General features: G+C 65.1%; 10 protein-coding genes. 7 read left to right on the plus strand and 3 right to left on the minus strand.

Annotated features, from left to right (window positions below; genetic code table 11):
• Positions 1-751: 751 nt before the first annotated feature.
• Positions 752-2773: a YgiQ family radical SAM protein gene (locus H1B27_RS14615; RefSeq protein WP_197966528.1), complete on the minus strand. Its 2022-nt coding sequence runs from the start codon at positions 2771-2773 to the stop codon at positions 752-754.
• A 194-nt stretch (positions 2774-2967) separates the two neighbouring features.
• Between H1B27_RS14615 and H1B27_RS14620 the strand changes: the two genes are divergently transcribed.
• The gene (locus tag H1B27_RS14620; RefSeq protein ID WP_197966529.1) at positions 2968-3132 is read left to right on the plus strand and encodes a hypothetical protein; all 165 of its coding nucleotides are present in this window, start codon (positions 2968-2970) and stop codon (positions 3130-3132) included.
• 6 nt (positions 3133-3138) lie between these two features.
• On the opposite strand, the gene H1B27_RS14625 is transcribed toward H1B27_RS14620, so the two are convergent.
• A complete protein-coding gene (locus H1B27_RS14625) occupies positions 3139-3804 on the minus strand; it encodes a GntR family transcriptional regulator (RefSeq protein WP_061881208.1) in 666 nt (221 codons plus the stop codon).
• A 7-nt stretch (positions 3805-3811) separates the two neighbouring features.
• Positions 3812-5224: an FAD-binding oxidoreductase gene (locus H1B27_RS14630; protein WP_061881207.1), complete on the minus strand. Its 1413-nt coding sequence runs from the start codon at positions 5222-5224 to the stop codon at positions 3812-3814.
• Between the two features lie 165 nt (positions 5225-5389).
• Here H1B27_RS14630 and H1B27_RS14635 point away from each other — a divergent pair, with 165 nt between their 5' ends.
• From H1B27_RS14635 to serA, 6 genes are all read left to right on the plus strand, one after another.
• Positions 5390-6274, plus strand: a complete 885-nt coding sequence (locus H1B27_RS14635; RefSeq protein WP_197966530.1) for a dihydrodipicolinate synthase family protein — start codon at positions 5390-5392, stop codon at positions 6272-6274.
• A 212-nt stretch (positions 6275-6486) separates the two neighbouring features.
• Positions 6487-8814: a TonB-dependent siderophore receptor gene (locus H1B27_RS14640; RefSeq protein WP_197966531.1), complete on the plus strand. Its 2328-nt coding sequence runs from the start codon at positions 6487-6489 to the stop codon at positions 8812-8814.
• 2 nt (positions 8815-8816) lie between these two features.
• The gene (locus H1B27_RS14645) at positions 8817-10007 is read left to right on the plus strand and encodes a PepSY-associated TM helix domain-containing protein (RefSeq protein WP_197966532.1); all 1191 of its coding nucleotides are present in this window, start codon (positions 8817-8819) and stop codon (positions 10005-10007) included.
• A 154-nt stretch (positions 10008-10161) separates the two neighbouring features.
• The gene (locus H1B27_RS14650; protein ID WP_197966533.1) at positions 10162-11451 is read left to right on the plus strand and encodes a DUF1963 domain-containing protein; all 1290 of its coding nucleotides are present in this window, start codon (positions 10162-10164) and stop codon (positions 11449-11451) included.
• Positions 11452-11547: 96 nt separating this feature from the next.
• Positions 11548-12780, plus strand: coding sequence for a rhodanese-like domain-containing protein (locus tag H1B27_RS14655; protein WP_197966534.1), 1233 nt, complete (start codon positions 11548-11550; stop codon positions 12778-12780).
• 349 nt (positions 12781-13129) lie between these two features.
• The gene (gene serA, locus H1B27_RS14660; RefSeq protein WP_197966535.1) at positions 13130-14374 is read left to right on the plus strand and encodes a phosphoglycerate dehydrogenase; all 1245 of its coding nucleotides are present in this window, start codon (positions 13130-13132) and stop codon (positions 14372-14374) included.
• Positions 14375-14387: the final 13 nt, after the last annotated feature.

Raw genomic sequence — 14387 nt, forward strand, 5'->3', positions numbered from 1 at the left:
CAGGTCATCTACGGAAAGCGGACGTTGCGGCGCTTCGGGCTGGCGACAGTCAAGGGCCAAAATCCGAAGAACTAAGGTTTAGCAAATCTGATCCGCTCTGCCGCGATGAGCGGACCTCCGCCAGACCCCACACAACTTCGTAGATGGGTCACCAGCGGCGAGCACCTTAAGCGCCGTGCAGCTAGGGCAAAGCCAGCAGCGGTTATCGCAGGCTTTTGCTGGACTGCAAGGTGATCATGCGATCAGGAGCGCCATCCCCTGCAATGCGTCGATCCGCGGAGCGGATTGCGCGCGTGACGCGGTCGTGATCTCGACGACGCTGGCACTGAGCAACGGAAGGGGCGTCCTGACTCGGTCCTTCCGATGCTGCCATTCTGCTCCTGATTTGCCCGACGGCGCAGTGTATTCGTAAAATCAGCAATGCGTAACGGTCGTTCGACGAGATCGCGCTCGATCGGGCAGGGCGTGGCGACGACCAGGTGCGGTTAGCCCTCGATCACCCACGTTCCGCGATGGTGGCATCATACGCCTGTTTTGCCCGACGATCAAGTAAATTTCGTAAAAACGGAAATTGACCGTTTCCGTGGCCAGATCCTGCCTGGATTTGCGTTCGGCGACCGCGCCGATCTCATCGCGCCCGCAAGCCGTTGATCTTGCTGCCCCCGGCTACTGTGCATGGGGTTGTTTTCGAACTTTTGTTTTGGAAGGTGCGAAAGCGCCGCCGAACCGGGCCAAACCCGGCTCCCGGGGGCTACTTCATCACCCGCAGACCCTTCGTCGTGAACCGCTGCGTGTTGCCGCCGGGCCGCAGCGGACGCTTGGTGCCGGCGGCCTTGCCGGTGCCGGGCGGCTGGTGCGCGGGGACGAGCTGGTGCGGCTGCGAGCCGATCAGGTCGCGGCGGCCCATCTCGATCAGGGCCTCGCGCAGCACCGGCCAATTGTCGGGGTCGTGATAGCGCAGGAACGCCTTGTGCAGGCGGCGCTGGCGCAGGCCCTTGATCGCCTCGACCTTGTCGCTGCCGCCGTGGCGCACGCCGCGCAGCGGATTGACTCCGGTGTGGTACATCGCGGTCGCGGTCGCCATCGGCGAGGGCAGGAAGGTCTGCACCTGGTCGGCGCGGTAGCGGTTCTTCTTCAGCCAGAGCGCGAGGTTCATCATGTCCTCGTCGGTCGTGCCCGGATGCGCCGCGATGAAATAGGGGATCAGGTAATATTTCTTGCCGGCCTGCTCGGCGGCGGCGTCGAACATCCGCTTGAACTTGTCGTAGGCGCCGATGCCCGGCTTCATCATCTTGTCGAGCGGACCGCGCTCGGTATGCTCGGGCGCGATCTTGAGATAGCCGCCGACGTGATGGGTGACGAGCTCCTTGATGTATTCGGGGCTCTCGACCGCGAGGTCGTAGCGAACGCCGGAGGCGACCATCACCTTCTTGATGCCCTTGGTCTCGCGCACCTTGCGATAGAGCCGGATCAAATCGTCATGCGAGGTGTTGAGGTTCGGGCAGATCTCGGGGAAGACGCAGGACGGCCGCCGGCATGCCGCCTCGACCTTCGGGTCCTTGCACGCCATCCGGTACATGTTGGCGGTGGGGCCGCCGATGTCGGAGATCACGCCGGTGAAGCCCGGCGTCTTGTCGCGGATCTTCTCGATCTCGCGCAGGATAGAGCCTTCCGAGCGGTTCTGGATGATGCGGCCCTCATGCTCGGTGATCGAGCAGAAAGTGCAGCCGCCGAAGCAGCCGCGCATGATCGTGACCGAGAACTTGATCATGTCCCAGGCCGGGATCTTGGCATCGCCATAGGACGGATGCGGTGCGCGCGCGTAAGGAAGGTCGTAGACCGCGTCCATCTCCTCGCTGGTCAGCGGGATCGGCGGCGGGTTGAGCCAGAGATCGCGGTCGCCATGACGCTGCACCAGCGGCCGCGCGTTGCCGGGATTGCTCTCCCGGTGCAGCACGCGCGAGGCGCGGGCATAGGCTTCCTTGTCCTGCTCGACCTGCTCCAGCGCCGGCAGGCGGATCACGGTTGGTCCGCGTTGACGCGATGCGCCCTCGTCGGCGGAATCGAGATCGTCGGCGTGCAGCTCCGTGTAATCGGCAGGGACCTTGCGGAACAGTGCGACGCCCCTGATGTCGTCGAGCTCGCGCGGCGCCTCGCCGGCGGCGAGTCGGTTGGCCACCTCGACGACGGCGCGCTCGGCGTTGCCGTAGAGCAGCAAGTCCGCCTTGGCGTCGGCGAGCACGGAACGGCGCACCTTGTCGGACCAGTAGTCGTAATGCGCGATCCGGCGCAGCGACGCCTCGATGCCGCCGAGCACGATCGGCACGTCCTTGAACGCTTCGCGGCAGCGCTGGGCGTAGACGATCGTGCAGCGGTCCGGCCGCTTGCCGCCTTCGCCGCCGGCCGTATAGGCGTCGTCGCTGCGGATGCGGCGGTCCGCGGTGTAGCGGTTCACCATGGAGTCCATGTTGCCGCCGGTGACGCCGAAGAACACCTTTGGCTTGCCGAGTGCCTTGAAGGGCCCGGCCGAGTGCCAGTCCGGCTGGGCGATGATGCCGACCCGAAAGCCCTGCGCCTCCAGCAGCCGGCCGATGATGGCCATGCCGAAGCTCGGATGGTCGACATAGGCGTCCCCGGTCACCAGCACGATGTCGCAGGCGTCCCAGCCGAGCGCATCCATCTCGGCGCGGCTCATGGGCAGGAACGGCGCCGGCTTGCGCGGTTGCGCCCGGGCCATCAGCGGCTTTTCGGCGGTGATCATCTGGGTGTCCATGGCGCCTACGCATAGGGCCGGGGGCGGGCGAATTCAACCGCTCGCTGTGCCGATGATGCGGTTCCGGCGCCGATCGGATGTGGCCGCAGGAACCAACCGCGCCCGCGGGCATTCTGGCTACGGGTTCGACGCGGGCCCGGTTGTGCGCGCATCGTTTCGGCGTCCGTGACGTCGCCTCTGGCGATGGGGGAATCGTGGGTACGGTCATAGAGAACTTGCTGTTGCGGAAGCAGAAGCTCGTGGAACAGCTCGAGAAGGCGCCATCGGTCGAGGACCGCGATAGAATCGAGCACCAGCTCGAGCAGATCAACACCGCGCTGGATTTTCTGGACAGGCCGGGATCGAAGGAGGAGCGGTAGACGCGCTCAATCCAGCTTCAGCGCCGTGGCATAGACCATTCCCGAATTCGTGATGTGCGTCGTCATCAATTCGCCGAAGGCGACGAAATCGCCGCGCGCGAACAGATCGAGCAGCTTGCGGTGCTCGTCGAACGACGTGCGGGTGCGCACGTCGATCGGCGAGGTCAGATTGGTGCGGAGCGCGGCGACGCGGCCGGAGACGAGCTGATAGGATTCGGCGAGGTAGCGGTTGCCGCAATGGGTGAACAGCGCCTCGTGGAAGGCGGCGTCGGCGCGGCCATAGGCGATGTTGTCCTTTGCCGCGACGGCCGGCTCCATCGCTGCGATCGCCGCGCTCATGGCCGCAAGCGCACCGTCGCGATCGTGAGGAAAGGCCAGCTCGGCCGCCCTGGGCTCCAGCGCGATGCGGAAGGTGCAGAGCGCATCGATGTCCTCGGCGCTCGGCGTGAACACGAAGCTGCCGACCTGCGGCCGGATCACGACGAGGCCTTGCGCCTGCAACTGGCCCATCGCCTCGCGCACCGGCGTGCGGCTGACGCCGAAGGAATTGGCCACCATCTCCTCGGAGATGGCCGCTCCAAGCGTGAACTCGCCGTCGATGATGGCCTGGCGCAGCCGCAGCATCACCCGCTGCGACAGCGATTTCGGCGCATCGAGCTTGAGCGATCGCATGGCGCGCTCAGACCACCTTGCCGGGATTGAGCAGGTGATCGGGATCGAGCGCCGCCTTCAGCGTCCGCATCAGCGCGATCTCGGCCTCGCTCCGGGCATGGCCCAGCCACTGCTTCTTCAGCGTGCCGATGCCGTGCTCGGCGGAGACGCTGCCGCCCATGTCTCTGACGAGACCGTAGATGATCGCGTCCATCTCCTCCTTCGGCTGCTGCGCGACCGAGAGGCCGGCGACCCAGGAGACGAGATGCAGATTGCCATCGCCGATATGGCCGTAATAGACGCTCTCGCAGCCCTTGATGCCGGAGGCGAGCGCGGCCTTGCAGCGCGTGGCGAACTCGTCCATTCGCGCCACCGCAAGGCCGATGTCGTAGGAGATGTGCGGCCCCAGCACCTGGCCGAACTCGGCGCAGATGTCGCGCACGCGCCAGAAGGCCTGCGTCTGCGCCAGCGACTGCGCCACGGCGGCGTCGGCGAGCAGCCCACCTTCCATCAGTTCCTCGAGCCAGTTCTGGAAACGCGGTGCGTCCAGGCTCTCGTCGGTGCCCTGCGCCTCGACCAGCACATAGAGCCCGTGACCTGGCGCGACCGGTGGCTTTACCCCGGCGCGATTCGTGATCACGTCCCAATAATCCGGCCACATCACCTCGAACGCCGACAGCAGCGGACCGAGCCCGCCGCGCGCCGCGTCCAGCAGCGCGACCACAGCATCGTAGTCCTTCAGCGCGCAGAGCGCGGCCATGGTCGAGCGCGGCTTCGGAAACAGCCTGAGCACCACGCGGGTGATGATGCCGAGCGTGCCTTCCGAGCCGATGAACAGATACTTCAGATCGTAGCCGGCATTGTTCTTCATCAGCTTGTTGAGGCTGGTGATGATGGTGCCGTCGGGCAGCACGACCTCGAGGCCAAGCACCAGCTCGCGCGTCATGCCGTAGCGGATCACGCGGTTGCCGCCGGCATTGGTCGAGAGATTGCCGCCGATCGCACAGGAGCCGCGCGAGCCGAGATCGAGCGGAAAGAAGAAGCCGGCTTCATCGGCCGCCTTCTGGATGGTCTCCAGCGGCGTGCCCGCCTTCACCGTCATCGTCATCGAGGCGCGATCGATCTCCTCGATGCCGGTCATGCGCTCCAGCGAGATCGCCACCCAGCCGGCTTCGGGCGAGGCGCCGCGGCACAGCCCGGTCAGTCCGCCCTGCGGCACGAAGGGAAGCCGCGCCTGCCGGCAGGTCGCAATCGCATCGGCCACGCCTTTCGCATCGAGCGGCCGGATCACTGCGAGCGGCGTCTGCGGCAGGCTCGCGCTCCAGTCGTTGCAATTGCGAGCGGGCACCTCGCTGCCAGTCAGCACCGCGGCCGCGCCGAGCCTGTCGCGCAACGCGCCGAGCAGTTGGTCGCGCCGTCCGGCGGGGGTCACCATGTCCATGCGAGACCTCCTCAATATTTCCGCAGCGCCCATGGCGCCGAGATTTGCATCCACCTTGTATGTAAGGTACAAGGCGGAAAGTAAAGCAAAAACAGGATCCCGGTAAGCGCAGAAGATCGTTGGAGATCAGCGGCTTAGTTCGGGACGGTTGCAAAGGGCGGTGTGATGACGGAGGCAATTCGCGGGTTCTGGGTGGCGTCGGCGACGCCGCTGGCGGCCGATGGCAGCGTGGATCACGCCCGGCTCGCCGCCCACACCAAGCAACTCTTCGGCAAGGGCGTCGACGGCGTCGTCCTGTTCGGCACCACCGGCGAAGGCACCTCGTTCAATGCCGGCGAACGCGTCGCGACGATCGAAGCCATGCTCAAGGCCGGCATCGCGCCGGAACGCATCGGGGTCGGCGGCGGCTTCCCCGCCATCACCGACAGCATCGCGCTGACGCGCGCCGTGCTCGGCCTCGGCCTGCGCCACGTGCTGCTGCTGCCGCCCTATTTCGATCGCAGCGTCACGCCCGAAGGCATCGAGGATGCCTTTGCCGCGATCATCGATGGTGTTGCCGACGATCGGCTGCGCGCCTCGCTCTATCACATCCCGCAGGTGTCGGGTGTCGCGATCCCGACGACGGTCGCCGCGAACTTGCGCAAGCGCTATGGCAAGCAGGTCGCCGGCTTGAAAGACTCCAGCGGCGACTTCAAGCAGTTCCAGGCATTCCGCGCGGCCGCGCCCGAGCTCGCCATCACCGTCGGCAACGAGCCCGACATCGCCCGCGCGATGGCCGCGGGCGGCGCCGGCACCATTTGCGGCATGGCCAACCTCCTGCCGGAGCTGGTCAAGGGCATGATTGACGGCAAGGCTGTCGAGGCGCGCATGCAGGCAGCGGCGGATGCCGTGGTGAAGACGCCGTCCTTGGTCGCGACGTTGAAGGCTATCCTTGCGGCTCAGACCGGCGATACAGGCTGGCTGCGCGTGCGCCCCCCGCTCCGCGCGTTGTCCGACGGCACCGCGCTCAAGCGGAAGCTCGACGCGTTGATGGCGCCTGCCATCGCGTGAGCCCGCGCAAGATCGCCACGCGCCGCCGCGAATTCGCGTGCTGCGTGCCGCGCTCGGCGAGACGGCCATTAGAGATTGCCGTTCAGCGCCGATCCTTTCTTAGAACCATTCAATACTAGAGCGATTCAAGTCCGCTTATGGTTCCGCTCGCGCGCCGGGCCTGTTAGACGCGCCAGCTTCAATGCTGCGTCTGACTTGGAAGTGAATCGAACGTGCGTGCTTATCTGGATGGCCAATGCGCCAGCGGCCATCGTCATCGAGCCGGCAAGAGCCGCGCCGGTCTTCTCATCACAGCAGCTGTGCTGCTCGCCGAATGCCCCTCCAACATGACGACCGCCCAGGCGCAATCGGCGCTGCCGCCGGTGACGGTGGAGGCCTCAACACCGCGGTCGAAGCCGGCCCGCGCATCCGGGCAGCCGTCGCGCCGCACGCAAACGACAGCTCGCCGCCAGCCCAATCGCAATACCGCCCCCGCAGCGCCGACGCTCTCGGAGCGCGCGGCCGCGGATGCCGCCGCGCAACAGGCCGCAAAGCTGGGCTATCGCGCGATGCCGAGTTCGACCACGCTGCGCAGCGGCGCATCGCCGCTTGATACTTCGCAGACCGTCAACGTCGTGCCCGAGCAGGTGCTGCAGGACCAGCTGCCGCGCAACATCGACGATGCGCTGGTCAACATCAGCGGGATCACCCAGACCAACACGCTCGCCGGCACCCAGGACGCCGTGATCCGTCGCGGCTTCGGCGACAATCGCGACGGCTCGATCATGCGCAACGGCATGCCGCTGGTGCAGGGCCGCAGCCTCAATCCCGCGGTCGAAAGCGTCGAGGTGCTGAAAGGGCCGGCCTCGCTGCTCTACGGCATCATGGATCCCGGCGGCATCGTCAATACCATCAGCAAGCGTCCGGAGCTCTATCAGCACGGTTCGGTCACGCTGCTCGGCTCGACCTATGCGAACAACCGCAGCGGCGCCGACGGCACGCTCGACGTCACCGGTCCGATCGGCGACGGCGGTCTTGCCTATCGCTTCATCGGCTATGGCGTCAGCGAGGACTATTGGCGCAATTTCGGCCGCCACAGGGAATTGCTGGTGAACCCGTCGCTGGCCTGGTACGGCGACACAACGACGGTGCAGCTCACCTATGAGCACCGCGAATTCATCTATCCGTTCGACCGCGGCACGGCCTTCGTCAAAGGCGCTCCACTGGCGATCCCGAAGACGCGCCGGCTCGACGAGCCCTTCAACAACATGTGGGGCACGTCCGACCTGGTGCAGGCTTCCGTCGAGCAGAAGCTAGACGACAATTGGAAGGTCACGGCGGCCTACAGCTACAACACCGAGACTTTCAGCGCGAACCAGCTTCGTATCACCAGCGTCAACGCCACGACCGGCGTTGAAACCCGCAGCAACGACGGTACGCGCAATTCGCTGAGCAACGCCAGCTACGGCACCTCCTATCTGCAAGGCGACGTCTGGGTGGGCGGTTTCCGCAACGAGATCCTGTTCGGCGGCGAGGCGCTGTATCGTACGATCGATCGCCACGATTTGATTCGCCAGGCGACGCCGAGCTTCAATTTCTATAACCCTGTCTACGGGCTGGTCACGCCGGGCACGACCATTTCGGCAACCGACAGCGAGCAGACCGACAAGCTCGGCACCCGCAGCTTCTTCGCCCAGGACACGTTCCACCTGACCAACTGGCTCTCCGTGGTCGGCGGTGTGCGCTGGATGGAATACGAGCAGCTCGCCGGAAAAGGCCGGCCCCTCTTCGTCACTGCCACCAATCTTTCGGGCGACAAGGTGCTGCCGCTCGGCGGCGTCATCTTCAAACTCAACGACCAGCTCTCTTACTACGTGAGCTATACGCAGTCGCTCAAGCCGACATCGGTCATCCCGCCGTTCACCGCCGGCTTCGTCGTCGATTCCACCATTGCGCCTGAAGAGGGAACGCAGTGGGAGACCGGTCTGAAATTCGACGTCAACAAGCGGCTGTCGGGCACTCTGGCGGTCTACGACATCGAGAAGAAGAACGTGCTGGTGCTGGACGACATCGGCGGCGGCAAGTCGGCGGCGCGCACGTCCGGTGCGGCCAGGTCTCGCGGCGTCGAACTGGACGTGACCGGCAGGCTGACCGACGAATGGAGCATGATCGGAAGTTACGGCTATACCGACGCACGCCTGATCAATGATCCCGTTGTCGGCAATGCCAAGCTGTTCAATGTTCCAATGAACACGGCTTCGCTCTATCTCGTCTACGATTTCGGCGACAGGCTCCCCGGACGCCTGCGGCTGGGCGGCGGCGCGCATTATGTCGGCGATCGGGCGGGCGACTCTGCCAACACGTTCTTCATGCCGGCCTATACCGTGGCGGACATTTTTGCGACGTACGACACGAAGATCGATAATCTGCCCGTGACGTATCAGTTCAACGTCAAGAATCTGTTCGACAAGCTCTACTATACATCCAGCACCGGGAATGCCCTGAACGTCGCCATCGGCGATGCGCGGCGGTTCTCGCTGTCGGCAACGGTGAAGTTCTAGCGATGACGGTGCGGATCGGGCATACGGTCAAGGCCGTCCTGTTCCAGGTCCATTCCATCGCGGGCCTCGCCCTCGCGCTGCTGGTGTCCCTGATCGCGCTGACCGGCGCGATCATGAGTTTTGAGGACGAGATCGTCGACCAGCTCAACGCCGGGATCATGCAGGTCCCACCGCGTCAAATCCCGGCGCTGATGCCGGACGTGTTGGTCGCGCGGCTGAAGGCGGAGCAGGACGTCGGCAAGGTCTCGGCCGTCACGCTGTCGAGCGATCCGGCGGCGGCGGCCCATGTCCGCTTCGCGCGGGATGAAAACGGCGGAAGGCCGGCCTCGCTCTTTGTCGATCCTTACGATGCGCGCGTGCTGGGTTCGCCGCGCGGCGAGGCGTTCTTCGCAACGGTGCGCAGGCTGCACCGGTGGCTGCTCATTCCCGGCGACGGCAAGGGCTGGGGACGCCCGATCACCGGCACGATCGCACTCGGCCTCATTGTCATGCTGGTCTCGGGCCTCGTGCTGCGCTGGCCGCGCCGGGGCGGCAGCGTGAAGATGTGGCTGAAACCGAATCTCGGGCTCAGCGGCCGCGGACTGCACCGGTCGTTGCATGCCGTGATCGGCACCTGGGTCCTGCCGGTCTATCTGGCGATAACGCTCACCGGGCTGTATTTCTCCTTCGAATGGTACAAGGACGGCGTGACCTGGCTGCTCGCGCGTCCGCACGCCGCCGCCGCGAAGATACAGCCTAAGATGTCCGCGAAGCCGACGCGTACGGCCAGCTCCCAGCCGGCGCCGCCGATCGGATTCGATCAGGCCTGGACGACGTTCCAGCGCGAGGAGGGCGACCGCTTCTCCAAGGCGTTGCTGACGCTGCCGGCGCAGGGCACGACGATCCGCATCCGGTCGTGGGGAAAGGCGTCGTTGCTCGAGACCACGCGCGACGAATTCCGCATCGATGCCGTCACCGGGCAGATGGTCTCCGCCGAGCGCTATGCCGACAAGACCTTCGGCGAGAAGATCATCGCGGCCATCTACGACATCCATCGCGGCGCGATCCTGGGATGGCCCGGCAAGCTCGCCTTCATGATTGCCGCCGTCTTGATGCCCTTGTTCTCGGTCACCGGAATCCTGCTCTATCTGTCACGCCGTAAGCTGCGGCGCCCGGCGCAGCCGCCGCTCGGGCGGCTCGTTCCCGGCGAATGACAGTGATGCGCTAGCCGCCGCGCGACGCGCCGCCGATAGCTCATCCGCAGCCGGTGCAAACAACGCCTGCCGCACACAGCGGATCGGAGCGACTTGTCTGAACTCTCCACAAATGGTTCGATTGACGAAGTCCATGCGAAAGTCGGGGTGATCGATGGCGCGATCCGAGCAAGACGAAATCGAGGAGACGGCGCTGCCTGCGGTGCTGGTCAGACGCAGCGATCTGCCCGTGCCGCTCGCGCACCCGGCGCGGAGCTTTTTCGGCGGGCTCCCCAAGCTGCCCCCGAAATTTGATTGGCCGACGGCAGAGGTCATGGCCAATGAAAAGCCGGAAACGGTTGCGCTTACATTCGTAGCTCAAATTGACCTGGCTGAAGTGCCTGGGGCCGGCTGGTCGCCGCTTCCGACGCGAGGCACCCTTTATCTCTTCTGTAGTTCTGTGTTTGTTGGCGAAGGACATCCACCTTGTCGCGTACTGTATAGCCCGACGGACGGTGGCGTGTATCCCAACCGCGCGCCACCGCCAGACCTGATGCCGCTGGCAGGCACCGACGGTGATTCCCAGGTCAGATGGCTCGACCCCAACCTCGATCTTCATTCCAGGGTCGAGTTCAAGTATCCGGTCTCCTTCCGACCGTTCCGCGACTTCTACTTCCGGGAGGACGCCGTCGGAGGGGCGCTTATGGTCAAAGAATTGTGTAGGGCGCTGGGTCCGGGGGAGGCGCACGAGAATGATCTGCTTCAATTCAGAGCTGCGTCCGAATACGAGAAGGACGAGGATTGGCCCTTCAACTGGCTCCTCATCACCTATGTGGTCCGGTCGGTATTGTCGCACGTCCAGCGCGATCTGACGCGTGGATATTATGGCAAGCCGCTCACCGACGAAGCAACTGTTGAATTGAAGCGGCTACGCGCTGGTGCAATCGGGTGGCTCGAGCGCTGTCGGGCGCTTACCCCAATGGACGACGTTGATCCGGATACAAAGGCGAGCTTCAGATCCTGGTGGTTCAAGATTGTGCATGCCTACGAGAAGCTGGACGGGCAGGTGCCCACATATGCGGGTACAATCGCGCACGACCTCGGCAACGCCATCAACCATACGATCCGTTGCATGGCGACTCAGGACGTCGATATCTCCGACCACGCCCCGTCCAGCTACGTCGCGAATCTGGCGCGGCAGAATCACTGGAAGACGCCAACCGTGGACGATGGCAAGCACCGCCACTTCAGAACTGCGCTTCATCAGATGCTGGGATACGGCAGCGGCCCGCAAGATGCGACCGAGGCGCACCTGGAGGACGTGCTGTTGCTTCAGATTCAGGGTGATCTTGCTTTCTTCAATTGGCACTCCAACATTGGCGGTGTGCTTCATTTCTGGATCGGTCGGGATGCTCTTGATCAACGCGACTTCTCGCAGGTCGTCGCGACATTCGAGTGCGACTAGCCCGATCTCCGCGCCATTGTCCTGTTCTCCGATATCGCTGGTCAACACCGCCGCAATGGTTCAAAAGCTCCTGGCTCTGTCCTCAAGGTCCATGCCATGAAGCTTCCGACCGTCACCCCCGCCGACATCCGCCGTGCGCTGCTGTTGCGCGAAGAGAACGCGTTGCTCGATCTCAGATACGAGGCGGCCTTCGCGACCGGCCATCCGCTCTTCGCCGCCAATATGGCGGTGGACCGGATCGCCGTCGAGGCCGAGGTCCGGCTGCCGCGCAAGGATGTGCCGATCGTGCTCTATGATGACGGCGAGGGGCTGGTCGCGTCCGGTGCCGAGCGTCTGGCCGCACTCGGCTACACCAATGTCGGCGCACTCGACGGCGGGCTGAAGGCGTGGCGCGATGCGGGCTTCGAGGTGTTCGAGGACGTCAATTCCTACTCGAAGGCGTTCGGCGAACTGGTCGAGTCGCGTCGCCATACGCCCTCGCTGAGCGCCGACGAGGTGGCAAGGCTCATCGCCGACAAGGCCAACATCGCCATCCTCGACGTCCGCCGTTTCGACGAATATGCGACCATGAACATCCCGGGCTCGGTCAGCGTGCCCGGCGCGGAGCTGGTGTTGCGGGCAGGGCAGGCCGCACCCGATCCCGAGACGACGATCATCGTCAACTGCGCCGGCCGCACCCGCTCGATCATCGGCACCCAGTCGCTGATCAATGCCGGCGCGCCCAACAGGGTGCGCGCACTGCGCAATGGCACGATCGGCTGGACGCTGGCGCGGCATACGCTTGATCACGGCGCTGACAGGCGCGGCGCGATCGGGCCATTCGAGGGCGGACCGGCCAATGCCCGCGATGTTGCCTACCGCGCAGGTGTTCGCCGTATCGGTGCGAACGAGATGTCGGCGCTTGCTGCGCAGACCAATCGCACGCTCTATCGTTTCGACGTGCGCGACGCCGAGGACTATGCGGCCGGCCATCTCCCCGGTTTCCGCCATTATCCTGGCGGCCAGCTCGTCCAGGAAACCGACATGGCCGCGCCCGTGCGCGGCGCGCGCATTCTCCTGACCGACGACAAGAACATCCGCGCCGACATGACGGCGTCCTGGCTGGCGCAGATGGGCTGGGAAGTCTATGTGCTCGAGGGCGGCTATGACGGTGCGCTCGACGTCGGGCCGCCGCATGTCCTGCCGAAGCCGGATCCGGCACACCGCTACCGCCGGCCCTATGAAGGCACTGATGTGGCCGAAGCTGCGATGCAGGCCTATCTCGACTGGGAATACGGCCTCGTCGAGCAACTCCGCCGCGACGGCACGCATGGGTTTTACGTGATTTGACGGCGAGCGAGCCGTGATCCTTGCCGCTCGCATTGATCTATCACCGTCACCCTGAGGTGGCCGCTCCTTCAGCGGCCCTCGAAGGGCGACGCCCGGCTGCATCGGGACCGTTCATCCTTCGAGGCTCCCGGCGCGATGCCAAGCATCGCGCCACTCGCACCTCCAGCGACAGCGGCTTCGCCGCTGCGCAGGGATGACGGGACGGCTGCTGTGAGCGCGGGAACGGCGGAGCTGGTGGGATGCCAAGCGCACGGGCTCCTGCCATCTTCTCCCCGTATCCGACCCCTATTGTGCTGCACATCCTCCACGGTCTATGAGCTGCGGCAAAGCTGTGACTTACGGAGATTTCATGTCAGCCCCAGGCCAAAGCCCTGAGCGAAGCGCCAAGGCGCTGCTGCTGGAAGGCGTCAATGACAGTGCCGTGGACCTGTTCAGGAGCGCGGGTTTCACCAATGTCGAGCGGCTGACCAAGGCGCTGGACGGCGAGGATTTGCGGCGGGCGATCAAGGGCGTATCGCTGCTCGGTATCCGCTCGCGGACCCAGATCACCGATGAGGTGCTCGCGGCATCGGACCAGCTTCTCGCCGTCGGCTGCTTCAGCGTCGGCACCAACCAGGTCGATCTCCTGGCTGCGCGCAAGCGTGGCATTCCCGTGTTCAATGCCCCGTTCTCCAATACGCGCAGCGTCGCCGAGCTCGTGATTGGCGAGATCGTGATGTTGCTGCGGCGGATCTTTCCGCGCTCGGTGTCGGCCCATCAGGGCGGTTGGGACAAGTCGGCGACCGGCAGCCGCGAGGTACGCGGCCGCACGCTGGGCATCGTCGGCTACGGCAATATCGGCTCGCAGCTCTCGACGCTGGCCGAAGCCATGGGCATGCGCGTGATCTACTTCGACCGCACCGACAAGCTCCGTCACGGCAACACTGAGCCGGTCGAGAAGCTCGAAGAGCTGCTGGCGCAGAGTGACGTCGTCAGCCTGCACGTGCCGGAGACGCCGGAGACCGCGGGCATGATCGGCGAGAAGGAGCTGCGGACGATGAAGCCTGGCTCGTTCCTGATCAACAACAGCCGCGGCACCGTGGTCGATCTCGACGCGCTTGCCGGCGCCTTGCGCGACGGTCACCTCGCCGGCGCAGCCATCGACGTGTTTCCGGTCGAGCCTTCGTCGAACGCGGATCGCTTCAAGAGTCCGGTCCAGGGCCTGGAGAACGTCATCCTCACCCCGCATGTCGGCGGCTCGACCGAAGAGGCGCAGGAGAGGATCGGCGGCGAGGTCGCGCGCAAGCTGGTCGACTATTTCATCACCGGCTCGACCATGGGCGCGGTGAATTTCCCCGAAGTGCAACTGCATCTGCGCCCCTCCGGGGCGCGCTTCAGTCATGTCCATCGCAACGTGCCGGGCATGCTGCGGCGGCTGAACGAGGTCTTCCTCCAGCGCGACATCAACATCGCCGCGCAATATCTGGAGACCGCCGGCGACCTCGGCTATGTCGTGCTCGACGCCGATCTCGGTGGCCAGGACTCCGGCGAGCTGCTCCGGCAGATCCGCGCCCTCGACGGCACCATCGGCGCGCGGCTGGTGTTCGAGCATTAAAGCGTTTTCGAGC

Origin of the sequence: Bradyrhizobium diversitatis (assembly GCF_016031635.1) — a bacterium.
Taxonomy (GTDB): Bacteria; Pseudomonadota; Alphaproteobacteria; order Rhizobiales; family Xanthobacteraceae; genus Bradyrhizobium; species Bradyrhizobium diversitatis.

Coding starts and splice junctions, on each gene's coding strand:
- H1B27_RS14615 (WP_197966528.1), bottom strand. CDS start 2,773: ATGGACACCCAGATGATCACCGCCGAAAAGCCGCTGATGGCCCGGGCG.
- H1B27_RS14625 (WP_061881208.1), bottom strand. CDS start 3,804: ATGCGATCGCTCAAGCTCGATGCGCCGAAATCGCTGTCGCAGCGGGTG.
- H1B27_RS14630 (WP_061881207.1), bottom strand. CDS start 5,224: ATGGACATGGTGACCCCCGCCGGACGGCGCGACCAACTGCTCGGCGCG.
- H1B27_RS14635 (WP_197966530.1), top strand. CDS start 5,390: ATGACGGAGGCAATTCGCGGGTTCTGGGTGGCGTCGGCGACGCCGCTG.
- H1B27_RS14645 (WP_197966532.1), top strand. CDS start 8,817: ATGACGGTGCGGATCGGGCATACGGTCAAGGCCGTCCTGTTCCAGGTC.
- H1B27_RS14650 (WP_197966533.1), top strand. CDS start 10,162: ATGGCGCGATCCGAGCAAGACGAAATCGAGGAGACGGCGCTGCCTGCG.
- H1B27_RS14655 (WP_197966534.1), top strand. CDS start 11,548: ATGAAGCTTCCGACCGTCACCCCCGCCGACATCCGCCGTGCGCTGCTG.
- serA (WP_197966535.1), top strand. CDS start 13,130: ATGTCAGCCCCAGGCCAAAGCCCTGAGCGAAGCGCCAAGGCGCTGCTG.